We start from the raw sequence: 21,528 nt of genomic DNA, 5'->3' as shown, positions 1-21,528 counted from the left end.
ACCATGGCCATGGTCATGTCGCTCGTCCGGCGCACGGTGAAGACGAGTTCCTCCCTCGATGACTACGTCGATAACCTACTCGGCCGGCTGCGGGCACTCGCCGATGCGCACGCCCTCCTGTTCGAGACGAACTGGAACGAGGCGGAACTGCTGGAGGTCGTCCGGCGGACGCTTGCTCCTCAGGATCACGGTACCGAGCGCATCAGGATCGAAGCGGGGCCGTTGACGTTGCTGACGCCGAAGGCAGCCCTGGCGCTGAGCATGGTCCTGAATGAACTGGCCACGAACGCCGTCAAGCACGGGTCGCTCTCCAACGAGCGAGGCACCGTTGATATCTCCTGGCAGACGGATCAGGACGACCACTTGACCCTGCGCTGGCAGGAGAGGGACGGGCCCCCCGTCCACGTCCCGGAAGAGGCGGGCTTCGGCATGACGCTGGTCGAGAGGAGCGTGCGTTACGAACTGGACGGCGAAGTACGTCTCGAATACCCGGATACCGGGCTGCTTTGCGAAATCCGTATCCCTGTGGCAAGCCTTCAGGAATAGTGCGACGAGACGTCAACTGCTGGCGGCTCGCCGCTCCGCAAACGGCGGAAAATGCTCATCCATCAGCTTTGACAGCTTCTGCGGCCTCCAGGGCTTCGCGATCAGGGGAAGGCCGGCAAGCTTCGTCTTGAGTTCAGGAAGCTCCGCGTAGCCGCTGCAGACGATCAGCGGGATCTCAAGCTCCTGCAGCGCCTCGATCACGGGAAAGGAAAGCTCCCCGTTCAGATTGAGATCGAGGATCGCGCCGTCGATCGCGCTTTCCCGGATGGCAGCAAGCGCCTGCGGGATGCGCGCGAAGGGACCAATTACATCGTGGCCCTGCTCGACAAGGTAATCCTCGACGTCCATCGCGAGGAGAACATCGTCTTCCAGAACCAACACATTCATCGCCGCTTGCCTGTATTCAATGCTTTGCCGCTCCCGGCATCCGATACATGGCGAGCTATCTGTCCCCGCGAGCGCGCATTTCAATACTACTTTCGATCTATCTGCGGTTTCTCGCCCGCCATCCTCGTGCCGGCCTCCTGCGCGGTCAGCCACTCGTCCATGGACGCGATGACCCGGAGCCTGAGGCTCCGGCCTTTAGCGAGGGCGCGAACAAGGTCTTTTCCTTCTCCCGGGAAGCCGAGTTCGTCCATCAGGGCGCCGGGTGCCAGGCCACGCCGGATCATGATGGCCTCGATGCGCGTCACGGTGCTTGGCAAAAGGTAGCGGCCATTGGCGATCATGCGCCGCTCGCCGTCCGCGGGTGAACGCACGCTGTCCGCTTGAGCGGCGGCCAGCCCGGCCTCCGCAAGGAACTCGCCTCGCTCCTTTTCGGATGCTCTCCTCCACGCCTTGCGGAGCTTGTGCAAGGGCGACCGCATGGACCCGCGCCGGTCTTCCCCATCGCCGTTCTCACCGTCTGGCCTTTGTTTCTGCTTTTTCTTCGTCATGCTGCCTGCACCCAGGCCGGCGGGTGCCGGATCTTGATCTGCTTCAATGCCTAGTAACCGAGGATCGGCTATAGAGATAGGCGGCGAAGAGGCGGCGTCCGGCATGACGACAGAAGAACTGACCATTCATGACTCGACCGATGAAGCCCAGGCTCATGGGTTGTCCTTCTCAAAGCAGATCGCCTTCATGGCGGCCGCTCTCTGGCGAACTCCCTCCCGAAACCGCATCCTCGCACTCGCAGTCACGCTACTGGCGGTCATCCTTACGACCGTGTACGCCCAATACCGTCTGAATCAGTGGAACGTGCCTTTCTACAACGCGATCGAAAGGCGCGATCTGGATGCCTTCATTGTCCAGCTCGGCGTCTTTGCAGTCATTGGCAGCTCGCTTCTCCTGCTGAACGTCGTCCAGACCTATCTCAATCAGATCACCGCGCTCTACATGCGAGAGGGGCTGGCGCGTGATCTGGTGAACGAGTGGCTGAAGCCCCAGCGCGCCCTGAAGCTCCTCCATGTGCGGACAATGGGCGTCAACCCGGACCAGCGGCTCCACGAGGACGCCCGAAACCTCTCGGAACTGACCACCTCGCTCGCCATTGGGCTGGTCAGCGCGACCATCCTGCTGGTCAGCTTCATCGGCGTTCTCTGGTCGATATCGGAGACATTCAGCTTCAACTTCAACGGCGAGAAGATCACTATCCCGGGATATATGGTCTGGGCCGCACTCGCCTATGCGGGGCTGGCGTCGCTCCTGAGCAATATCGTCGGCAGACGTTTGCCGGATCTGAACGCCGAACGTTACGCCAAGGAGGCCGAACTCCGCTTCGCCCTGATGCGCACGAACGAGAACATTCGCGCGATCACGCTTGCCCGTGGAGAGGAAAGCGAACGGGGGCGGGTACAGAACAACATCACCGTGGTTCTTTACGTGATCCGCAAGCTGGCGCGCGGATATACGGATCTCACCTGGGTCTCCGCGGGTTTCGGATGGCTCTCCACTGTTGCCCCGATCCTGATCGCCGCCCCCGTCTATTTCGCGGGCAACCTCACGTTCGGCGGACTGATGATGGCCGTCGGCGCATTCAACCAGGTCTATGGCGCGTTGCGCTGGTATGTCGACAACTTCCGCCAGATCGCCGACTGGAAGGCGACGCTGATGCGGGTTTCGACCTTCCGCAAGGTACTGCTGTCCCTTGACAAAGATCCCGGAGGGGGAGGCCTGCGCTATCCGCGCACCGAGCAGGATCGACTGGTCATGCGGGGAGTGGAACTCTACACGTCGAAGCCCGGAACGGCCCACAACCAAGGACTGCGCCTGCCGAACGAAGAAACGATCCTTGCAGGCGAGCGCGTCATGACAAACGGAGATGTCGGTGCCAACCGACGATTGCTGTTCGAGGCGCTTACCGGCATCTGGCCATGGGGAAAGGGCGAGATCGCCCTGCCGACCGAGGGACGGGTCGTCTTCATGCCGCAGCAGGGCTACCTGCCGCATGCAAGCCTGCGCGATGTGATCGCGTTTCCCCTCGACCCGGGACAGATCGACGACGAGCGCTTCCACGACGTTCTTGAGCGGGTCGGTCTCTCCCCGCTGGTGGCGGCGCTTGACCTGACGGAGCGCTGGGATCGGAAATTGTCGGAGGAAGATCGGGCGCGCCTGCGGCTGGCAAATCTCCTGGTGATCGAGCCCCGCTGGCTCATCCTGGACGACTTCCTCGAAGGCCTGGAATCCGACGTGCAGCTGGAACTCGCCGCAATACTGGCGGAACTGAACGATACTGCAATCGTCTATATCGGGAGGTCCGAAGCGTTCGAACGCACGTTGAAGCCGCGCCTGATGCGCCTGAAGCCACTTGTCGAGGGCGAGGAACCCGCATCGCCTCACCTGCTCGCCTCTTCGTCCGCAGTTAGGGAAATTGAACGTCCCGAACCTTGAGCACAATCTCGAATCCGCCTTCGCACCTTGCAACCATCGGAGTGAACGCCTTGTCTTTCTGGTCCCGCCTCCTTCTGCCTCTCGTGATGTCCGCCCTATTGGTGTTTCCCGCCGCAGCCCAGCAACGGGACGGAGAGGGAGCTGGAATCTTCAGCCTCCTTCCGGCTGACTCCACGACCGAGCATGTGCTGTCCACGGGGGAAGCGCAGCTGAAATACAAGGCTACCGCCGGCACTCTTGACCTCTACGGGCAGGACGGGGCGCAGACGGCGAAGGTCTTCTATACCGCCTATGTCGCGGACAGCTCTTCCCCGCGCCCGCTGACCTTCGTGTTCAACGGGGGACCCGGTGCGGCCTCGGCATACCTCCATCTCGGACTTGCAGGTCCCAAGATCCTGGATTTCGGCCCGGCCGGCGATAACGGAACCTCGCCGAACCTCGTCGACAATCCCGACAGCTGGCTTCGTTTCACCGATCTCGTCTTCCTCGACCCGGTCGGAACGGGCTGGAGCCGCGCCGCCAGCAACGACATCGCCGGCAACTTCTACGGTGTCGACCGCGACGCCGACAGCATCGCCAAGCTCATCGCGCTCTATGTCCAGAAGAACGGCCGCCTCCAGTCTCCGAAATATCTGCTGGGCGAGAGCTACGGAGGTTTCCGGGCGGCCAAGGTCGCGACGGCCTTGAAGAACGATCAGGGCATACTGGTCTCCGGGATCATCCTGCTCTCGCCGTTGCTGGAAGGTCGCTTCCTGTTCAATTCCGGCAATGACCCGCTGAGCGCGGCTCTGCAGCTTCCTTCGCTCGCAGCCGCGGAGCTTCAACGACGGGGAGAATTCACGCGCGAGGCGCTGGCAGACGCGGAGCGGTTCGCGATGACGAATTATCTCGTCGCCCTCGCCGGCCCACCTCTCCCGGAAGACGCTGCCGTGCCCTTCTACCAGAAAATCTCCAGGCTCACGGGCATCCCGGAGGCTGCGATTGCCGCGAACCGCGGATTCCTCGCCGACATCTACAGCAAGTATTCGGCGGGCAACGGGCAGATCGTCAGCCGTTATGACGCAGGCTATTCAAGGCCCGATCCCTATCCCGAAGCCGTCTACGCACGCCACGACGACCCGATCCTCGACGGCTACACCCGCGCCTACGGCGGTGCCTTCGCGGCCTATGCCAAGGATCACCTCGGCTACGACAGCCCGATGACCTACGCGCTTCTCAACGAGGACGTGAACCGGCGCTGGGAATGGGGTGGCGAGCATGGACAGGGAGGGCGCGCAACCGCCTCCGTGGAGGATGACCTGCGCGACCTGCTTGCGGTCATCCCCGAATTCCGGGTTCTGGTGGCGCATGGCTACAGCGACGCGATCACGCCCTTTGGCATGAGCCGCTACGTCCTCAACCATCTCCCGCCCAAGCTTGCGGAAGGACGCACCGAATTGGTGCTCTATCATGGCGGGCACATGTTCTACACGGACGCCACCTCGAGAAAGCAATTCTTCGAGGATGTGAAAGCGTTCTACGAGGAAGGCGTGCCGAAGTAGGCTACTCCGGCACGCTGCTTAGGGCTGCCGCCCTCAGGCACGCTCCAGCGCCACGGAAATTCCCTGGCCCACGCCGACGCACATTGTCGCCAGCGCGCGCTTCGCATAGCGGATCTGGAGCTCGAGCGCCGCGGTGCCGGTGATCCGCGCGCCGGACATGCCGAGCGGGTGGCCGAGTGCGATTGCGCCCCCATTGGGGTTTACGCGGTCGGAATCCTCGGCGATCCCCAGTTCGCGAAGCACGGCAATGCCCTGCGACGCGAACGCCTCGTTCAGTTCGATGATGTCGAAGTCGCGCGGTGAAAGGCCAAGTCGGGCGCACAGCTTGAGGGTTGCCGGTGCGGGGCCGATCCCCATGATACGGGGCGGAACGCCGGCGGTGGCGCCGCCCAGGATCCGCGCGACAGGCACCAGTCCATGCTTGCGCGCCGCGGCTTCGGACGCAATGATCAGGGCGGCTGCTCCGTCATTCACGCCGGAAGCATTGCCGGCGGTCACCGTGCCGCCTTCCTTCTTGAAGGGCGTGCCGAGCTTGGCCAGCGCCTCGAGCGTGGTGGCACGCGGATGTTCGTCCCGCTCGACGACGACCGGCTCGCCCTTCCGCTGCGGGATGGTGACGGGGACGATCTCTTGGGCGAGACGGCCATTGGCCTGTGCTTCGGCGGCCCTCGCCTGCGAGCGAAGCGCGAACGCGTCCTGGTCCTGGCGGGACACCTTGTAGTCTTCGGCGACGTTCTCGCCCGTCTCCGGCATGGAATCGACGCCGTACTGCTTCTTCATCACCGGATTGACGAACCGCCATCCGATCGTCGTGTCGTAGATCTCGGCATTCCGCGAGAAGGCGGTCTCGGCCTTCGGCATGACGAAGGGCGCGCGGCTCATGCTCTCCACGCCCCCGGCGATCATCAGTTCCGCCTCGCCCGCCTTGATGGCCCGGGCAGCGGTAATCACCGCATCCATCCCCGAGCCGCAAAGCCGGTTCATCGTCGTCCCGCCGATCGAAACCGGCAGACCGGCAAGGAGAAGCGACATGCGGGCAACGTTGCGATTGTCTTCGCCCGCCTGGTTGGCGCAGCCGAAGATGACGTCGTCAACGGCTTCCCAGTCGACCTGTGCATTCCTTTCCATCAGCGCGCGCAGCGGAACGGCACCGAGATCGTCGGCCCTGACCGTGGAAAGAGCACCGCCGAACCGGCCGATCGGAGTGCGGATGTAGTCGCAGATAAAGGCTTCGGTCATGGATATCCTCACAAGGCGGGAACGACGAGATCGGCAACGGGTCCGTCGAGGTGAAGCGGCGCGCCGGTCATGGCCTGAAGCTCCTCGAACGACATGGCCGCAAGCTTTTCCCGCAGGACGAAGCGCCCCTCCGCAATGTCCACGACCGCATGGCTGGTGTAGACGCGCGTAATGCAGCCGACGCCGGTCAGTGGGAAGGTGCAACGGTCGACGAGCTTCGGCTCGCCTTTCTTTGTGACGTGCTCCGTGATGACGCAAACCTGCTTTGCGCCATGCACCAGATCCATCGCACCGCCGACGGCGGGGACACCCTTGGCGCCGACGCGCCAGTTGGCAAGATCGCCGTTCTGGGCAACCTGGTAGGCACCGAGGATGGCGACGTCCAGATGACCGCCCCGGACCATGGCAAAGCTGTCGGCATGATGGAAGAACGCGGCGCCGGGCTTCAGCGTCACGGCCTTCTTGCCGGCATTGATCAGGTCCCAGTCCTCTTCCCCCTCGGGCGGTGCCTCGCCGAAATCCAGGATGCCGTTTTCCGTATGGAAGATCGCCTGGCGGCCAGCGGGCTGATACCGGGCAACCATTTCCGGAAAACCGATCCCGAGATTGACATAGGCGCCGTCGGCGATGTCCTGCGCGGCTCTCCAGGCGATCTGTGCATTGGAGAGCTTGATGTCTTCACGTGTGTTGACGAGGATTTCGGCGGTCATGCGTAGGCCACTCCGGCTCGAATGAGATCTTCTTCCTGTTGGGGCTGGCTGACCTCGACGACACAATCGACGAATATCCCCGGCGTCACGACGACTTCCGGGTCGATGCCGCCCGGAGGGACGATCCTCGAGACCTGCGCGATCGTCTTCGCCGCCGCCATGCACATCAGCGGATTGAAGTTCCGGCCCGCCTTGTTGTAGGTCAGGTTGCCGTGGGTATCGCCCACCTCCCCCTTCACGAGCGCAAAATCTGCCTTCAGCCAGCGCTCCTGGACGTAGCGGCGACCATCGAATTCTGCGATCGGCTTGCCCTCGGCAAGCTCGGTCCCGAAGGCCGTAGGCGTATAGAAGGCTGGAATTCCCGCCCCGCCGGCGCGGATGCGCTCCGCAAGCGTGCCCTGCGGCACCAGTTCCAGTTCGATTTGACCCGCCAGGTACTTGTCGGTGAAGGCGCGCGGATCGCTGGATCGCGGAAAGGAACAGATCATCTTTCGCACCATCCCGGCATCGATCATCGCCGCTATGCCGATCCGACCGTTGCCCGCATTGTTGTTGATGACGGTAAGCCCCTTCGGCCCTTTGTCGATCAGCGCGTGGATAAGTTCGATAGGCGCTCCTGATCCGCCGAAGCCGCCGATCATGACGGTGGCGCCATCCCCGATCCCGGCTACGGCCTCGGCAAGATTTGCGATAGTCTTGTCCATGCGGTCCTTCCTGTCTCCAACGTTCCAAAGGAGTATCGGCCGGCAAACTAGACAGCAAGATTTTTGTGCGTTATTTGATATTTGTTCAATTATCGCACACTGAAAGGATGCCCGTGCAGGAAACCGACTTCCTTGGAGGCTTTGCCAAAGGCCTACGGGTCCTGGAGGCGTTTGCCGATGCAAGGCCCAGACTAACCATTTCGGACGTCGCAAAGCTGACCGGGCTGGACCGGGCGACGACCCGGCGCTGCCTGCTGACCCTGGCCCACCTCGGATACGCCGATTACGACGGGAAGTTCTTCGCGCTGACCCCGCGCGTGCTCCGCCTGGGGCACGCATACCTTTCTGCGACGCCCCTTCCGAGTATCGTTCAGCCCTACCTCGATCGGCTTTCCCGGGAAGTGTCGCAGAGCGCCTCCGTCAGCGTGCTGGACGGCAACGAGATCGTCTACATCGCCCGCGCTTCGCACCAGCGGGTGATGTCCATCAATCTCGTGCCCGGGAGCCGGCTGCCCGCCTACTGCGCATCCATGGGCAGGATCATGCTCGCGGCCCTGCCCCCGCAGGACGCTCTGGAAATTATCCAGAAAAGTGACCTCCGCTCCTTTACCGCGTCGACCCTGACCGATCCGCACGCCCTGATGGAGGAACTCGCTCACGTCCGGGAGAAGGGCTATGCCATCATCGACCAGGAACTGGAGATCGGCCTCTGCTCCATCGCGGTTCCCTTGCGCGACGAAGGGGGACACGTCGTTGCGGCGCTCAACATCGGCGCATCGGCCGCACAGATCCCCGCGTCCGAACTGGCCGATCACTTCCTCGCCCCGCTTCGGAAAACGGCCGACGCACTCGCACCGATGCTTCTTCAGGCGTCGCGATAAGACCGGAGACTTCACGCTTTGGTGACCTGGCGTGAGTTGCCGCCGACCTCCGGGAGGAGCTATTTCTCGATTCGTTTCTCCGCGAAACGTCCGCCCTCATCCCGGCTGCTGAAGCCGGTGTCTCCTGCCCTCCGGAAGCCTGCCTTGTTGAAGTTCACGCGCCGTTCACTGCTGATTGCAGCACCCCTGCTTGCTGCCGGATGCACGACCACCTCTCCTCGCCCGCAAACGATCAAGCCGCTGATTTCCGAAGAATATCTCGCGATGTACGGCGCGATCGAGGGAGAAGCCTTCCCGGTCGCGGCAACCGACCTGACCCGCGTCGACCCGCAATTCCTCCGGCGTGAGGTCGCCTACCCGACCGACCAGCCGCCCGGGACCATCGTGGTCGATACCGAGGCACGCTACCTCTACCTGGTAAGGGAAGGCGGGCGGGCGCTGCGCTACGGGATCGGCGTCGGCAAGGCAGGTCTCGAATTCGAGGGGCAGGCCGTGGTCCAGTACAAGCGGCAATGGCCACGCTGGACGCCGACGCAGGCCATGATCGCTCGCGAGCCCGAGCGCTACGGCCCTCTTGCCGCCGGCATGGAACCCGGCGTCATGAATCCGCTTGGCCCGCGGGCGCTTTACCTCTTCAAGGACGGCAAGGACACGCTCTACCGCATTCACGGCACCACCGAGGCCTGGACCATCGGCAAGGCGGTATCGAGCGGCTGCATCCGGCTCCTGAACCAGGACATCATCGACCTCTATCGACGGGTGCCCAACGGCTCTCGCGTGGTCGTGCTTCAGGGCGCGAATCCGGCTTCCCGGCAACTGCCTCAGGTCTGAGGGCCCGGCCCGCGGCGGAAAACGATCTCTGCTGCATGATGGCGAGCGAAACCCGGCAGACTGGAGCGATCCGCCTGGGTGAGCCTCATGAGCCACGCATTCGTGTCGCTAGGCTTCGCGCCCGAAGCTGCGGATATCGCCGACGAGCCTCTCCGCCAAGCGAAGCGAAGCGCCGGTACAGGCGATCATCGACGGAAGAATCATCCATTCCAGGGTCCACGCGGCCCCTGAGCGTTCCTGCTCGTGCACGAGGGCCTGGTGCAGTCCGCCGACCTGGCTTGCATTGTATCGCGCCAGCGTCACCAGCACTTCCGCGGCCACCGGGTTCTGCTTGTGCGCCATCGCCGACGACGCGCCTCCTCCGGCCAGCGATATTTCATTGCCTGCCTGCGCAAGGAGCGCGATATCCTGGCCGAACTTGCCGAGACTTCCCGTGAGAAGGGAGAGAAGACTTCCGAACCCGGCAATCCTGTCACGCTGGCTCTGCCACTGCGGCGCATCGGAAAGACCGAGTTCTTCCGCCATCGTACGCCGGACCGCTTCCGCCTTGTCTCCAAGCTTCTCCAGCGTCCCGGCGGCACCACCGAACTGGATCACGAGCCCCGTGGCCTCGAACCGCTTCATCTCGGCAGCGTGGCGATCGAGCGGCTCCCGCCAGGCGCGCACGCGATCTGCGACGGTAATGGGAATGGCGGCCTGCATGCGGGTATGCCCCATGAGCACATCTCTGCCGAATGTCTCCTCGACTTTTTCCATCGCCCCCCGCAAGGCGACGAGTCGCGAAAGAAGGATTTTGCAAACACCCTTCAGGCGGAGCACCAGGGCGGTGTCGATGACGTCCTGGCTGGTCGCCCCCATGTGAAGGTGCGGTCTCGCATCATCGCTGAGAGTTTCCCGCAGCTGCTTGACGAGCTCCGGCACCACCACGCCATCCCGGGCAATCCCCGCCCGCAGCCGGTCGAGATCGGGGCTGAACCGCTCGCAGCAGGCCTCGATCTCCGCAGCCGCAACGGCCGGGATCAGCCCCCACCGCGCTTCGGCTCGTGCGAGCGCGGATTCGAAGGCGAGCATGGCCTCGATCTCCGCCTCGAGCGAGAAGAACCCGGCCATCTCGTCGTCGCCGACAAGGGCAGAGAGATAGGGGTGATCGAATGCGGAAAAGGTCATCGGGCCCTCAGACGTCGAAGAATATCGTCTCTTGATCACCCTGGAGGTGGATGTCGAAGGTCACCGTATCGCCGTCTCGCTTGCCGATCAGGGTCGGAACGCGAACCCTGTGCTCGATGCGGGCGAGGATGGGATCCTGCGCGTTCGCCTCCTCCTCGTCGGAAAAGTACATCCGCGTGTTGAGGCCGATGTTGATGCCCCGCGCGACGATCCAGAAATTGACGTGAGGCGCCATCATCCGGCCGTCGCGAAACGGCACACGGCCCGGCTTGATCGTCTCGAAGACGAATTCGCCCGTATTCATGTCGCCCGGGCAGCGCGCCCAGCCGAAGAAATTGGGATCCGCCGTGCCGCGAGTCTCCGACGGGCTGTTGTAGAGGCCCTCCGCATCGGCCTGCCATATCTCGACGAGCGCGTCCCGCAGGGGCGTCCCGCTGCCATCAATCACGCGTCCGCGGATCGTGATCCGCTCGCCGCGCGTCTGGTCGTTGACAAGCGGCCCGGAGCCCAGGTCCGTGTCGAAGACACCGTGGATGCCGGAGAAGTTCGGGGTGCAGCCGATATGCACATAGGGGCCCGCGGTCTGCGACGCGGATTCCTTCAGATAGCCGAGCGACTGAACCATGTCAGTTCCCCTCCATGCGGTTTTCGAACAGGGTTGAGCGACGACCGCGAAGGACGATGTCGAACTTGTAGGCCCGCATGTCGTGAGGAATGGTCGCATTCATGTCCAGCGGCGCGATCAGGCGCTTGATTGCCTCCTCGTCCGGGATGGTCTTTACGATCGGACAAATCCAGATCAGCGGATCCCCTTCGAAATACATCTGGGTCACCAGCCGCTGGGCGAAGCCATGGCCGAAGACGGAGAAGTGGATGTGGGCCGGGCGCCAGTCGTTGACGCCGTTGGGCCAGGGATAGGGACCGGGCTTGATCGTCTTGAACCAGTAGAAGCCGTTCTCGTCGCTGATCGTCCGGCCGACCCCGCCGAAATTGGGGTCCAGGGGCGCCAGGTAGGTTTCCTTCTTGTGGCGATACCGGCCGCCGGCATTGGCCTGCCAGAATTCGACCAGCGCTCCCGCGACACCGATCCCGCGCTCGTCCAGCACCCGGCCGTGAACCAGGATGCGCTGGCCGATCGGCCCTTCGCCGGGCCTGGCGTAGTTCACGATCAGGTCGTTGTCGAACTCGTTGATGATGCTGTGTCCGAACACGGGGCCCGTGATTTCGCTTTTAGTGCCTTCCAGCGAAATCAGCGCCCGCTGCGGCGAACGAAGCACCGTCGTCTTGTACCACGGCGTGTAGGCCGGAGGCTGCATGTCCCGGTCGCGGGCAAAGAAAGGTGTCGTCTCAGGCGGTGCGTTCTTCATTGTCGTCTCCCCCGTCTTCGGTCTTGGCATCCATTTCGGCATAGACCGCCTTGGCGATCTTGAAGGCGTGATTCGCCGCGGGAACGCCCGCATAGACTGCCACATGCATGAGAGCCTCGCAGATGTCGTCCTTCGTCGCGCCTGTCCGCGCAGTGGCCCGAACGTGCATGGCCACTTCTTCGTGGTGCCCGAGAGCCGCCAGCAGCGCGATGGTCACCATCGAGCGCTCGCGCTTCGTCCATCCGGGACGCGACCAAAGCGTGCCCCATGCACCCTCGGTGATGAACTGCTGGAAAGGCCGGTCGAAGGGCGTTTCGCGAGCAAGTGCAGCGTCGACATGGGCGTCGCCCAGGACGGACCGCCTGGTTTCGAGACCCTGCCGATAGCGTTCCGTCTCGTCGAATGAAGCAGCCATCGTCTCAATCCTCGACATCGTTGAACAGAAAATTGCGGACGAGCGCCGCATAGGCCGCAGGCGCCTCGACGCAGGGTATGTGTGCCGCATCCTCGATGATGCTGAACTGTGCCCCGCTTATCAGGTCGGCCAGCGAGCGGACGAGAGCGGGCGACGTGGAGCCGTCGTCTTCACCGGCGATGCAGAGGACGGGAACCGCAATCCTCCGGGCGGCCTCCGTGAAGTCCGCGTCGCGGATCGCCGCGCAGGTGCCGGTGTATCCATCGACGGGCTGGCGAAGCAGCATGTTCCTAAAGCCCTGGTAGGCTGCATTGTCGGGGCCGCGAAACTCCGGCGTGAACCACTTGGACATGATGTCGTCCACCATGCTGCCAATCCCGCCGGCTTCCACCGCCGAGATCCGCTGGTTCCACATCTCCGGCGTGCCGATCTTGTGCGCGGTATTGGAAAGGATCATCGCGCGCACCAGGTCGGGGCGCTTCTCATAGGCGCGCTGCGCTATCAGGCCGCCGACCGAGAGGCCGCAGATGGATACGTCCGACAGTTCGAGATGCTCCAGCAAGCCGACGAGGTCGCCGACATGGTCGTCGATGCTGTAGGGCGGCGTTCCGAGATCGGAGAGCCCATGCCCCCGCTTGTCATAGGTGAGGATCGTGAAGTCTTCGGCGAGCTTCGGCACGACATGGTGCCAGATGCGCAAATCCGTGCCGAGGGAGTTTATGAATACAAGAACCGGCCTGCCGGCGTCCCCTGCCGTGACATCATAATGAACAGTGACGTCGTTTATGCGTACAAACTGCATTGTCTCTCCTCCGCAGATCACCATTGCAGCAATGCCTTGGTTAGGTAAAATGACATTATAGGCCGTTTTACTAACTCACAGGTTATATCAGGTGCTGGACTCCCGCATTAAGTTTCGCCACCTGCATACATTCCTCGAAGTTGCGCGCCAGAAAAGCGTGGTCAAGGCAGCGGCGACCCTGCACGTCAGCCAACCCGCGGTGACGAAGACGATCCGCGAACTGGAGGAGGCCCTGGGCGTCGCCGTCGTTGAGCGCGACGGCCGTGGTATCCGCATCACCCACTATGGTGAGATTTATCTCCGGTACGCGGGCGCCGCGATCACGGCCTTGCGCCAGGGCTTCGATGCCGTCTCGCACGAACTTTTCGATGCCGCCACGCCTGTTCGTATCGGCGCCCTGCCGACCGTTTCGACCCGGATAATGCCCCGCGCCATGTCTCTCTTCCTCGAGCAGAAGACCGCGGGCCGGATCAAGATCGTCACGGGCGAGAACGCGGTATTGCTGGAACAACTGCGGGTTGGCGATCTCGATCTCGTCGTGGGCCGTCTTGCCGCGCCGGAGAAAATGACGGGCTTCACGTTCGAGCACCTCTACTCCGAGCGCGTCGTCTTCGCCGTGCGCGCAGGACACCCCTTGCTGGACGGCAACTCCTCGATCCTCTCCGAACTGCCTAAATTTCCTCTCCTGATGCCGACCAGGGGTTCCATCATTCGCCCCTCGGTCGAGCAACTCCTCGTCGCGAACGGAGTTGGAAGCCTTCCTGTCCAGGTGGAGACCGTGTCCCATGCGTTCGGAAGAGCCTTCGTCCGGTCTAGTGACGCGGTCTGGATCATCTCCGAGGGCGTGGTCTCCGGGGACATGGCAGAGGGATTGCTGGTGGCGCTCCCTGTGGACACCAGCGAAACCAAGGGCCCCGTGGGGCTGACGATCAAGGCGGATCAGCCGCCGTCTCCCCCGCAATCGATCCTGATGCAAACCATCCGGCAGGCCGCCGCCGAGATTATGCCGCTTGCGTGACGAGGGGGCTACGGGGCCCCCGATTGGCCGAGGCGTGCCTTGCGCCGCAACAACATGCCGTAGAGATCCTTTGGCTCGTCCGGGTCTGCCAGCAGGTCCAGCTCCGTACAGTGGCGGCTCCCCTTCAGCTTGTCGTAGACGTAGCGCAGGGCGGAAAAATCCTCGACCGCAAAGCCCACGCTGTCGAAGAGTGTGATCTGGTCTTTCTGCTTGCGGCCCGCTTCCTCCCCGCAGATGACGCGCCATAGCTCGGTCACCGGATGATCCGGGTCGAGTTGCTGGATTTCGCCCTCGATATGGGTCTGCGGCGGATATTCGACGAATATCGTCGAGCGGAGCAGGATATCCCGATGCAGTTCCGTCTTCCCGGGGCAGTCCCCACCCACCGCATTGATGTGGACGCCCGTGCCGATCATGTTGTCCGTGAGGATCGTCGCGTTCTGCTTGTCCGCGGTTGCCGTCGTGACGATGTCGGCACCTTCGACCGCTTCCTCGGGCGATCCGCAGAGGGTGATGGAGAGGCCGAGATCCCCAAGGTTTTTCTGGCAACGCCGCATCGCGTCGGCATCGATGTCGAAGAGGCGCAGGCTGTCGATCCCGAGGAGCGCCCTGAAGGCCCGTGCCTGGAACTCGCTCTGTGCGCCGGTGCCGATCAGCGCCATGGTCCGCGCGTTTTCGGGTGCCAGGTAGCGAGCGGCAACCGCCGACATCGCCGCCGTCCTGAGCGCCGTCAGGATGGTCATTTCCGAAAGCAGCAGCGGATAGCCTGTCTCGACATCGGCGAGCACGCCGAACGCCGTCACGGTCTGGCGTCCGGAGCGCGTGTTCTTCGGGTGTCCGTTGACATACTTGAAACCGTAGAGCCTTTCATCGGCGGTCGGCATCAGTTCGATCACACCTTCTGCCGAATGCGAGGCGACACGCGGGGTCTTGTCGAAATGCGCCCACCGCCGGAAATCCTCCTCGATGTAGCGGGCCAGTTCGATCAGAAAGTCGTCGATGCCTGTCTCAAGCACGAGATCCATCATGTTCTCGACGCTGACGAACGGCACCAGGTTCAGGTCGGAGGTCGCCATCAGTAGCTCCTTGTGGGGCGGTCGAGCACCTGGCGGCCGAGAAGGCTCGCGGCGAGGTCAACCAGAAGGAGGGCGGTACGCCCCCGCTCATCGAGGAAGGGGTTGAGTTCGACGAGATCGAGACTGGTAACCAGTCCGCTGTCGTGCAGCATCTCCATGACGAGGTGGGCCTCCCGGAAAGTCGCGCCCCCCGGGACCGTCGTGCCCACCGCCGGCGCAACGGACGGCTCGAGGAAGTCGACGTCGAGACTGACATGAAGGCGACCGCCCGCAGCCGACACCCGTTCGAGGAAGGCCCTCAGCAGGACCGCGACGCCATGCTCGTCTATGGTCCGCATGTCGTGCACCGTTATGGCCGTCTCCTGCAACGCCGTCCGTTCGGCGGGGTCCACGCTGCGGATGCCGATCATGCAGACATTGGCGCTGTTGACCGGCGCAACGAGCGGAGGCAAGTAGCCGTCGAAACCCGGTCGCCCGGTGAAATATGCCACCGGCACGCCATGCAGGTTTCCGCTTTGGGTCGATTGCAGCGAGTGCAGGTCGGTATGCGCGTCGAGCCAGAGGACGAAGAGAGGCCTTCCATCCTCCGCCGAACGTCGCGACAGACCGGCCACGGTTCCCGCCGACAGGGCATGATCGCCGCCGAGGAAGATCGGCATGCCCTCGCCGCTTTCCCGATAGGCGACTTCGGCAAGCACCTCGGTCCAGGCAGCAATCTTGCCGAGGTTCCTGATGGCCGAATTGGGATGCGGCATCTCGGTCGCTGGTCCTGCATCGACGTTTCCGAGATCGCGAACGTCGTGACCGAGGCTCTCCAGCGTTTCCGCGAGACCCGCGACGCGAAGGGCGCTTGGTCCCATTTCACAACCAAGCTGCGAGGCACCGTCCTGCAGGGGAACGCCGATCAGTTTGCAAAGCATGTATGTCTCCTTTCGCCGGAAGGGAGCATGGCTGACTGGCAGAATGAACAGGTGGAATTGCCAAGAATGATGGCTGGATATAGCAATTTGGCAGATGCTGGAGGCCAAACTGGAATGCATTCCCTCGACGAGAAACTCATACGGCTTCTTCGGCACAATGCTCGCCGAAGCATTTCCGATCTTGCGATCGAACTGGGGACCTCGCGCGCCACGGTCCGGGCACGGATCGACAAGCTTGAACGGGCGGGCAGCATCATCGGATATACGGTCGTGCTGCCGGTCGATGTCGTCGGCTCTGCCGTTCGCGGCATCATGATGGTGGAGATCGAGGGCCGGGTTACGGATCGCGTCATCGCCGCGCTGCAGGCGTTCGCCGAAATCTCTGCGATCCACACCACCAACGGACGGTGGGACCTGATCGTGGAACTGGGTGCCGACACGCTTGCGGATTTCGACTCCGTCCTTCGCAAGATCAGGCTTGTGCCCGGGATCACGGCGAGCGAGACGAGCCTGCTGCTCGCGACGCCGCGGAGCACCCGGGCCAAGCTCTGATCAACGTCATCCCGGGGTAGAGGCAAGCTCGGGAAATGTCCGGGTCATTTCGTCCATGCTGCCGTACACGAACTCGTCCGCGTAAAGCGTCACGGCGATGTTGTCGGCCACGGTCAGCGTCTCCTCGAAATGAACCGCAACAGGCTCCCCTTCCTTCCGGCGCAAGACCGCCTCCTTGCGAAAGCCGTGCTTCAGCAGCCAGTCGCGGGGTGCAGTCAGGCTCAGGCCGACACGAATTGCCCCGTCATCCTCCTTCGTTGCCTTGATCTTGTAGGTGACCGGGGCGCGATCGCCCTCGATGTCGATCTCACCCGGATAGCTCGCCTGCGTGAGATGCTCCTGCATGCCTCTTCTCCCTTGTGTCCACAAAGGGGTCCAATCCCCGGAGGCGCGCTTTGTTCCGGCTGGCGCGACCGACGAAGGCCCCGCCATCCCTGCGTCACCGATCCAGTCTCGCCCGCTCCTCGGACCGGAACTGTGCCGGGGTTCGGCCGGTACGCTTTCGAAACCATCGCGAAAAATATCCCGGATCGGAAAAGCCGAGACTGCCGGCGATCTGCTTGACGCTGGTCGGCGTGAAGACGAGCGCCCGGCTCGCCTCATCCACCACGCGGGTCATGACGAGGTCATGGACGGTCTGTCCCGTGACCTCGCGAACCACGCGATTGAGATGCGTCACCGACAGGTGGAGATGGCGGGCATAGTCCTCCGCCGTCCATTGCTCGCGAAAATGCGTGGCAATGAGGTTGGTGAGCGCCTCCACCCGCGCCTGCTTCGCGTCCCGCACGTCTCTTTCGGGCCGGGTCGGACTTCCGCTCAACAGGATGGCGGTGGTGAGCAGCGCTTCCATGAGACTGCGTCGCTGGCCGCGGTTCGTGTCGAATTCCTCGGCGATCCTGCGAACCGTCGCATCCAGGTAGAACCTCTCCCCGTCGTCGATGAGCGTAACGCGGGGGCCGGAGGGCAAGCCTCCGCGGTCCTGCGGCGAGCGCGAGGTGATCGGCAGCCGGTCGGCGACGACCGTCACGACGAAGCCTTCTATGTCCCTTGAAAAGCGATATCCGTGGCTGACGCCCGGTGGCATGAGCACCACGCATGGAGGCGTGAGCATTATCCGCTCGCCGGCTATGTCCGCATCCCCGGACCCGGTCCGAATGTACAGGAACTGAAAGAAGCTCTCATGCCTGTGCGGCTTGATCTCCCAATGGTGCGCCCTGCTTCTCGCAGCGATCGTCTCGCAATGAACCCAGAAATCGGAGCCTGAATGGCGCTTCTCGCCGTAAAGCTCGTAAGTGGGAACGAACATGCTCTTCAAGTCGGCGCCTCCGGCAATGTTCGTTTTGTCCCATAGGTTGACGGGAATGTCCATTTCTCGGGAGTGCCCGGGACGCTAGCTTCCAGCCCTTGGATGACGGAGGACATCGTGCGCACACAGGTAGCCATTATCGGATCAGGTCCGTCCGGCCTTTTGCTCGGTCAGCTGCTCACCGACGCCGGCATCGACAATGTCATCCTCGAGCGGGTAAGCAGGGACTATGTGCTCGGTCGGGTCCGCGCCGGCGTTCTGGAAGAGGGCATGGTCGCCCTTCTGGACCAGGCGGGCGCCGGTGCCCGCATGCATCGCGAAGGCCTTCCTCATGACGGGATTTCCCTCGCATTCGATGGACGGGATCACCGGATCGACCTGCACGCCCTGACCGGCAAGCGCGTGATGGTCTACGGCCAGACCGAAGTCACCCACGACCTGATGGACAAGCGGGATGCGAGCGGCGCCGTTTCGGTCTATGAGGCCACGAACGTCACACCCTTCGACTTCGACGGCGAGCGCCCGTACGTGACCTATGAAAAGGATGGCGTCAGCCACCGGCTGGACTGCGATTTCATCGCCGGATGCGACGGCTTTCACGGAATCAGCCGGAAATCTGTGCCGCAATCGGCCCTTCAGACGTTTGAGAAGGTCTATCCCTTCGGCTGGCTGGGCATCCTCGCGGACGTCCCGCCTGTCAGCGAAGAACTGATCTATGCGAACCACCCCCGAGGCTTCGCGCTGTGCTCCATGCGCTCCCCGACCCGCAGCCGGTATTACATCCAATGCTCGCTCGACGAACGGCCGGAGGACTGGAGCGACGAACGCTTCTTCGACGAGCTGCGCGCGCGCCTGCCCGCCGTGCATGCGGAGGCGATGGTCACGGGCCCGTCCTTCGAGAAGTCCGTCGCCCCTCTGCGCTCATTCGTTGCCGAGCCGATGCGCTTCGGTCGATTGTTCCTCGTGGGGGATGCCGCCCATATCGTCCCTCCCACGGGCGCGAAGGGCCTCAACCTCGCGGCGAGCGACGTCCACTACCTCTTCGACGGCCTGCGGGAATACTATCTCGACGGCGCGCCGTCGGGCATCGATGCCTATTCGCTCCGGGCGCTGAAGCGGGTCTGGAAGGCCGAACGCTTCTCCTGGTCGATGACGATGATGCTACACCGCTTTCCCGGCACGGGAGGCTTCGAGCAACGCGTCCAGGAAGCCGAGCTGGACTATCTGGTTCATTCGACTGCCGCGTCGACGGCATTGGCTGAAAACTATGTGGGCCTGCCCTACTAAGCGGTCACGGATCGGCATAACCGACGGCACGCAGCCGCAGTTCTTGCCGTGACGGGTCCTGCAGGAGGAAGAGGCCACCGCTCGCCTTCGAGCGCGCAGGGACGTAATCGAGCGTGACCTCCGCCGTGTCGATGACCTGCTGTGCCTGAACGACCTCCCCGCGCACCAGCACACCCGCAGCGGTCGTCGTGCCCTGATTGAGGATATCGAACTCAAGGCGGAAGCCGCCTTCGACGGGGGCAACCCCCGTCACCGCCACGTCAAAACTCGGCGGCACATCCTCCTGCGTCATCGCCTCGACGGCGATCCAGACGATCATGCCGAGCACGAGAAGCAGGGAAACCAAGCCCGTCGCCCATTCGACCCAGTGGGCTTTGCTTGTTTCGAGGTGACGGTTCCTGACGCTTTTCGTCATCGAGACCCTATAGGATGAGCCGTGCGGCGGCGGCACCGACCGCGCCCGGGAAGCTGAGGACGATTGCAGACATCAGGGCTTGCGTGCCGGCGGTGTCGTCCAGCCGTCCGAATGTCCACAGAACATAGAAGCTGATGCCGAGCGCCACCATGTATCCCGGTAGCGTGAAGCGGATGAATGCATGGGAGCGTGGCGTATCCTCCGTCAGTTCATGCGTACCGCGGAAGGCTACGGCATAGACGAAACCGTGCATGATCAGGACGGATGCAACGATCATGGCAAGCGCGTGCCACGGGGTCATCTTGAAGGCGATCAGGATGACTTCCTCGGTCGGCGCCACGTTGAGGCTGAGAAACAGCGCACCGATGGCCATCATGAACAGTTCGCGCGCGTAGCTCGTGCTGAACTCGTGTTCCTCGTTGTCCTCCTGCCCACCGGCCTGCTCGTCGGCATCCCCGTCCTCCTCCCCGCCGAACTGGGACCGCCCGAGAAGGGCGCCGATACTGGCAGGCACCGCCTGGATGGCGATCTTGCCCAGTATTTCGTTCACCGGCATGTCAAGCTTGATACTTCCGAAGACAAGCAGGACGAGGGCGCTCATCACGATGCCGATCGCGTACGCGATCATCGCATCGCGGGAAGCCTCCCGCCACGTGGAGGTCTTCTCGAAGCCGATACGATGCGACAGAACGACGAGCAGCGGTATATTGATCAGGAGAAGCAGCAGCAGGCGGTATCGCTCGATGGTGAAGCCGAGAGCCCAGAGCTCCATCGTCATGAGCATCGGGATGCCGAAGATGAGTGCCCCGGCACCGCCGCGGCCGATCCCGACCAGGAACCGCTGCGTCAGGCGTCGATCCTGCCCCGCCTCTCCTTGCACCCTTGCTGCCAAATTCGCTGCTCCCCCAGGCTCCTCGCCGCGGTATCCGCAGCGGGTTATTCCACGACGACGTGGCGGACCCGCGTGCCGACGGATCGCGGCAACATAGCTAGAACGGCGCCGCCCGAGATCAAGCATTCCCGGGCTACTTTCGGATTGAGGAAGATGCGCGCTTGCTAGCGGTCGAAGAGGTTCTGCCACTGACGTTCGCCGATCAGGCAATCCGTCTGTTGATCGTTGATCCGAACAGGCGCCGGCTGTGGAGCACGGTTGCTGATTTCCAGGACCAGCTTGCGTCGGATAGCAGCCGTGAAATCCTCGATCCTATGGACCGGCAGGACGAAGGAACCGGGCCCGCCAATGACGCAGTCCGCATAGTATTCATCGAGGGGGACGGCGGTGGAGGGACGCAGCATGATTGCAAGCCCGTTTATGACGACGCCTGCCTCGACCGCCCTGTCCCGGACGAGGGCTACCGGCAGCCCGACATTGTTTGCCCCGTCACCCGAGACATCGATGACACGGCGCATTCCCGCATACCGGTTGGAGAGAAGGGTGGCCGTACCTTCCTCGATCGCTGCGGAAATCGACGTCCGCCTGCTGGTTATGATCGGACGTTCCTGGAGAAGTTCGGCGAATGCACGGGCGTCCTCCGGCGTTTCGATCACCGTCCAGTCGATGCGCGAGGCGGGATCGACGACGCCGGCCCATTCGAAGTAGCTGATCGCAATCCGCCCGAGCAGTCCGTCGCGAACGGCGTTGATGAAATCCGGGTGCCGGATCGCCGCGACATAGCCTTCGCGCTGTATGCGGACCTCCTCGAAATCCATGGAGCGGGAGACATCTACCGCCAGCAACAGTTCGACATCGACCTCCCCGCCGTCACCTTGGGCAACAGGCGGCCCGCCGACCGCGCCGGAGAGAGATAAAAGCATCGCAAGCGTGGCAAGCATGGCGGCTCCGATCCTGCGTTTAGCCGAAGAGTAACACAGGATGCCGG

25 protein-coding genes are annotated in these 21,528 nt (G+C 63.1%); 8 read left to right on the top strand and 17 right to left on the bottom strand.

All coding sequences use genetic code 11. The features are described from left to right. Positions 1-3 precede the first annotated feature (3 nt). Positions 4-546 (top strand): sensor histidine kinase, encoded by a 543-nt coding sequence (locus ACWGPT_RS15715; protein ID WP_452606554.1) that lies wholly within the window; start codon positions 4-6, stop codon positions 544-546. A gap of 12 nt (positions 547-558) precedes the next feature. Here the strand turns inward: ACWGPT_RS15715 and ACWGPT_RS15710 are convergent, their stop codons facing one another. After that, on the bottom strand, positions 559-933 hold the full coding sequence (locus ACWGPT_RS15710; protein WP_452606553.1) for a response regulator: 375 nt from the start codon (positions 931-933) through the stop codon (positions 559-561). Between the two features lie 86 nt (positions 934-1,019). Continuing rightward, positions 1,020-1,481, bottom strand: a complete 462-nt coding sequence (locus ACWGPT_RS15705) for a hypothetical protein (protein WP_452606552.1) — start codon at positions 1,479-1,481, stop codon at positions 1,020-1,022. A gap of 103 nt (positions 1,482-1,584) precedes the next feature. Here ACWGPT_RS15705 and ACWGPT_RS15700 point away from each other — a divergent pair, with 103 nt between their 5' ends. Both ACWGPT_RS15700 and ACWGPT_RS15695 read left to right on the top strand, forming a co-directional pair. Next, entirely contained in the window at positions 1,585-3,417 is a 1,833-nt protein-coding gene (locus ACWGPT_RS15700; protein WP_452606551.1) for an ABC transporter ATP-binding protein/permease, read from the top strand. Between the two features lie 86 nt (positions 3,418-3,503). Further along, the gene (locus ACWGPT_RS15695) at positions 3,504-4,958 is read left to right on the top strand and encodes a S10 family peptidase (RefSeq protein ID WP_452606604.1); all 1,455 of its coding nucleotides are present in this window, start codon (positions 3,504-3,506) and stop codon (positions 4,956-4,958) included. Between the two features lie 33 nt (positions 4,959-4,991). Here the strand turns inward: ACWGPT_RS15695 and pcaF are convergent, their stop codons facing one another. The 3 genes from pcaF to ACWGPT_RS15680 are packed head-to-tail and all read right to left on the bottom strand — an operon-like array spanning position 4,992 to position 7,611. Beyond that, positions 4,992-6,197, bottom strand: a complete 1,206-nt coding sequence (pcaF, locus tag ACWGPT_RS15690; protein WP_452606550.1) for a 3-oxoadipyl-CoA thiolase — start codon at positions 6,195-6,197, stop codon at positions 4,992-4,994. A gap of 8 nt (positions 6,198-6,205) precedes the next feature. After that, entirely contained in the window at positions 6,206-6,907 is a 702-nt protein-coding gene (locus ACWGPT_RS15685) for a CoA transferase subunit B (protein ID WP_452606549.1), read from the bottom strand. Beyond that, complete coding sequence (locus ACWGPT_RS15680) at positions 6,904-7,611, bottom strand: 3-oxoacid CoA-transferase subunit A (RefSeq protein WP_452606548.1); 708 nt, start codon at positions 7,609-7,611, stop codon at positions 6,904-6,906. The genes ACWGPT_RS15685 and ACWGPT_RS15680 overlap by 4 nt, the downstream gene beginning before the upstream one ends. Positions 7,612-7,724: 113 nt before the next feature. Between ACWGPT_RS15680 and ACWGPT_RS15675 the strand changes: the two genes are divergently transcribed. Together ACWGPT_RS15675 and ACWGPT_RS15670 are read left to right on the top strand one after the other, a co-directional pair. After that, positions 7,725-8,492 carry an IclR family transcriptional regulator gene (locus tag ACWGPT_RS15675; RefSeq protein ID WP_452606547.1) on the top strand — a complete coding sequence of 256 codons (768 nt, stop codon included), beginning with the start codon at positions 7,725-7,727 and terminating at the stop codon, positions 8,490-8,492. Between the two features lie 144 nt (positions 8,493-8,636). Continuing rightward, entirely contained in the window at positions 8,637-9,323 is a 687-nt protein-coding gene (locus ACWGPT_RS15670) for a L,D-transpeptidase (protein WP_452606546.1), read from the top strand. 108 nt (positions 9,324-9,431) lie between these two features. On the opposite strand, the gene ACWGPT_RS15665 is transcribed toward ACWGPT_RS15670, so the two are convergent. The 5 genes from ACWGPT_RS15665 to pcaD are packed head-to-tail and all read right to left on the bottom strand — an operon-like array spanning position 9,432 to position 13,074. Next, positions 9,432-10,490 carry a 3-carboxy-cis,cis-muconate cycloisomerase gene (locus tag ACWGPT_RS15665; RefSeq protein WP_452606545.1) on the bottom strand — a complete coding sequence of 353 codons (1,059 nt, stop codon included), beginning with the start codon at positions 10,488-10,490 and terminating at the stop codon, positions 9,432-9,434. 7 nt (positions 10,491-10,497) lie between these two features. After that, positions 10,498-11,115: a protocatechuate 3,4-dioxygenase subunit alpha gene (gene pcaG / locus ACWGPT_RS15660; RefSeq protein ID WP_452606544.1), complete on the bottom strand. Its 618-nt coding sequence runs from the start codon at positions 11,113-11,115 to the stop codon at positions 10,498-10,500. Position 11,116: 1 nt separating this feature from the next. Next, positions 11,117-11,857, bottom strand: coding sequence for a protocatechuate 3,4-dioxygenase subunit beta (gene pcaH / locus ACWGPT_RS15655; protein ID WP_452606543.1), 741 nt, complete (start codon positions 11,855-11,857; stop codon positions 11,117-11,119). Continuing rightward, on the bottom strand, positions 11,838-12,272 hold the full coding sequence (gene pcaC, locus ACWGPT_RS15650; protein ID WP_452606542.1) for a 4-carboxymuconolactone decarboxylase: 435 nt from the start codon (positions 12,270-12,272) through the stop codon (positions 11,838-11,840). Before pcaC ends, pcaH begins: the two co-directional genes overlap by 20 nt. Positions 12,273-12,276: 4 nt before the next feature. After that, positions 12,277-13,074 carry a 3-oxoadipate enol-lactonase gene (gene pcaD, locus ACWGPT_RS15645; protein WP_452606541.1) on the bottom strand — a complete coding sequence of 266 codons (798 nt, stop codon included), beginning with the start codon at positions 13,072-13,074 and terminating at the stop codon, positions 12,277-12,279. A gap of 91 nt (positions 13,075-13,165) precedes the next feature. Here pcaD and pcaQ point away from each other — a divergent pair, with 91 nt between their 5' ends. Further along, positions 13,166-14,092, top strand: coding sequence for a pca operon transcription factor PcaQ (gene pcaQ / locus ACWGPT_RS15640; RefSeq protein WP_452606540.1), 927 nt, complete (start codon positions 13,166-13,168; stop codon positions 14,090-14,092). 8 nt (positions 14,093-14,100) lie between these two features. Here the strand turns inward: pcaQ and ACWGPT_RS15635 are convergent, their stop codons facing one another. Both ACWGPT_RS15635 and rocF read right to left on the bottom strand, forming a co-directional pair. Next, positions 14,101-15,168: an ornithine cyclodeaminase gene (locus ACWGPT_RS15635; protein ID WP_452606539.1), complete on the bottom strand. Its 1,068-nt coding sequence runs from the start codon at positions 15,166-15,168 to the stop codon at positions 14,101-14,103. Beyond that, a complete protein-coding gene (gene rocF / locus ACWGPT_RS15630) occupies positions 15,168-16,088 on the bottom strand; it encodes an arginase (RefSeq protein WP_452606538.1) in 921 nt (306 codons plus the stop codon). Before rocF ends, ACWGPT_RS15635 begins: the two co-directional genes overlap by 1 nt. Before the next feature lie 114 nt (positions 16,089-16,202). On the opposite strand from rocF, the gene ACWGPT_RS15625 reads away from it, so the two are divergent. Beyond that, entirely contained in the window at positions 16,203-16,640 is a 438-nt protein-coding gene (locus tag ACWGPT_RS15625; protein WP_452606537.1) for an Lrp/AsnC family transcriptional regulator, read from the top strand. Between the two features lie 6 nt (positions 16,641-16,646). On the opposite strand, the gene ACWGPT_RS15620 is transcribed toward ACWGPT_RS15625, so the two are convergent. Then, entirely contained in the window at positions 16,647-16,985 is a 339-nt protein-coding gene (locus tag ACWGPT_RS15620; protein ID WP_452606536.1) for a hypothetical protein, read from the bottom strand. A 94-nt stretch (positions 16,986-17,079) separates the two neighbouring features. Then, positions 17,080-17,946 (bottom strand): helix-turn-helix domain-containing protein, encoded by an 867-nt coding sequence (locus tag ACWGPT_RS15615; RefSeq protein ID WP_452606603.1) that lies wholly within the window; start codon positions 17,944-17,946, stop codon positions 17,080-17,082. Between the two features lie 117 nt (positions 17,947-18,063). On the opposite strand from ACWGPT_RS15615, the gene pobA reads away from it, so the two are divergent. Further along, positions 18,064-19,233: a 4-hydroxybenzoate 3-monooxygenase gene (pobA, locus tag ACWGPT_RS15610; protein WP_452606535.1), complete on the top strand. Its 1,170-nt coding sequence runs from the start codon at positions 18,064-18,066 to the stop codon at positions 19,231-19,233. A gap of 4 nt (positions 19,234-19,237) precedes the next feature. Here pobA and ACWGPT_RS15605 read toward each other — a convergent pair whose 3' ends face one another. The 3 genes from ACWGPT_RS15605 to ACWGPT_RS15595 all read right to left on the bottom strand — a co-directional run bounded on the left by ACWGPT_RS15605 (position 19,238) and on the right by ACWGPT_RS15595 (position 21,481). After that, positions 19,238-19,648: a TIGR02588 family protein gene (locus tag ACWGPT_RS15605; RefSeq protein ID WP_452606534.1), complete on the bottom strand. Its 411-nt coding sequence runs from the start codon at positions 19,646-19,648 to the stop codon at positions 19,238-19,240. 7 nt (positions 19,649-19,655) lie between these two features. Beyond that, positions 19,656-20,540 carry a TIGR02587 family membrane protein gene (locus ACWGPT_RS15600; RefSeq protein ID WP_452606533.1) on the bottom strand — a complete coding sequence of 295 codons (885 nt, stop codon included), beginning with the start codon at positions 20,538-20,540 and terminating at the stop codon, positions 19,656-19,658. 164 nt (positions 20,541-20,704) lie between these two features. Next, complete coding sequence (locus tag ACWGPT_RS15595; protein WP_452606532.1) at positions 20,705-21,481, bottom strand: DUF1194 domain-containing protein; 777 nt, start codon at positions 21,479-21,481, stop codon at positions 20,705-20,707. Between the last annotated feature and the right edge of the window lie 47 nt (positions 21,482-21,528).

Source organism: Pseudorhizobium sp. NPDC055634, assembly GCF_053618655.1.
Note: the sequence above shows the minus strand (reverse complement) of the source record. Positions and strands in the feature narration are given on the sequence as shown.

Bases quoted from the DNA above. Each gene is read 5' to 3' on its own strand.
- pcaD (WP_452606541.1), bottom strand. From the start codon at position 13,074: ATGCAGTTTGTACGCATAAACGACGTCACTGTTCATTATGATGTCACG.
- pcaH (WP_452606543.1), bottom strand. From the start codon at position 11,857: ATGAAGAACGCACCGCCTGAGACGACACCTTTCTTTGCCCGCGACCGG.
- ACWGPT_RS15715 (WP_452606554.1), top strand. From the start codon at position 4: ATGGCCATGGTCATGTCGCTCGTCCGGCGCACGGTGAAGACGAGTTCC.
- ACWGPT_RS15635 (WP_452606539.1), bottom strand. From the start codon at position 15,168: ATGGCGACCTCCGACCTGAACCTGGTGCCGTTCGTCAGCGTCGAGAAC.
- ACWGPT_RS15615 (WP_452606603.1), bottom strand. From the start codon at position 17,946: ATGTTCGTTCCCACTTACGAGCTTTACGGCGAGAAGCGCCATTCAGGC.
- ACWGPT_RS15595 (WP_452606532.1), bottom strand. From the start codon at position 21,481: ATGCTTGCCACGCTTGCGATGCTTTTATCTCTCTCCGGCGCGGTCGGC.
- ACWGPT_RS15705 (WP_452606552.1), bottom strand. From the start codon at position 1,481: ATGACGAAGAAAAAGCAGAAACAAAGGCCAGACGGTGAGAACGGCGAT.
- ACWGPT_RS15605 (WP_452606534.1), bottom strand. From the start codon at position 19,648: ATGACGAAAAGCGTCAGGAACCGTCACCTCGAAACAAGCAAAGCCCAC.
- pcaC (WP_452606542.1), bottom strand. From the start codon at position 12,272: ATGGCTGCTTCATTCGACGAGACGGAACGCTATCGGCAGGGTCTCGAA.
- ACWGPT_RS15620 (WP_452606536.1), bottom strand. From the start codon at position 16,985: ATGCAGGAGCATCTCACGCAGGCGAGCTATCCGGGTGAGATCGACATC.
- rocF (WP_452606538.1), bottom strand. From the start codon at position 16,088: ATGCTTTGCAAACTGATCGGCGTTCCCCTGCAGGACGGTGCCTCGCAG.
- ACWGPT_RS15625 (WP_452606537.1), top strand. From the start codon at position 16,203: ATGCATTCCCTCGACGAGAAACTCATACGGCTTCTTCGGCACAATGCT.
- ACWGPT_RS15710 (WP_452606553.1), bottom strand. From the start codon at position 933: ATGAATGTGTTGGTTCTGGAAGACGATGTTCTCCTCGCGATGGACGTC.
- pcaG (WP_452606544.1), bottom strand. From the start codon at position 11,115: ATGGTTCAGTCGCTCGGCTATCTGAAGGAATCCGCGTCGCAGACCGCG.
- ACWGPT_RS15680 (WP_452606548.1), bottom strand. From the start codon at position 7,611: ATGGACAAGACTATCGCAAATCTTGCCGAGGCCGTAGCCGGGATCGGG.
- ACWGPT_RS15665 (WP_452606545.1), bottom strand. From the start codon at position 10,490: ATGACCTTTTCCGCATTCGATCACCCCTATCTCTCTGCCCTTGTCGGC.
- ACWGPT_RS15700 (WP_452606551.1), top strand. From the start codon at position 1,585: ATGACGACAGAAGAACTGACCATTCATGACTCGACCGATGAAGCCCAG.
- pcaF (WP_452606550.1), bottom strand. From the start codon at position 6,197: ATGACCGAAGCCTTTATCTGCGACTACATCCGCACTCCGATCGGCCGG.
- ACWGPT_RS15685 (WP_452606549.1), bottom strand. From the start codon at position 6,907: ATGACCGCCGAAATCCTCGTCAACACACGTGAAGACATCAAGCTCTCC.
- ACWGPT_RS15695 (WP_452606604.1), top strand. From the start codon at position 3,504: ATGTCCGCCCTATTGGTGTTTCCCGCCGCAGCCCAGCAACGGGACGGA.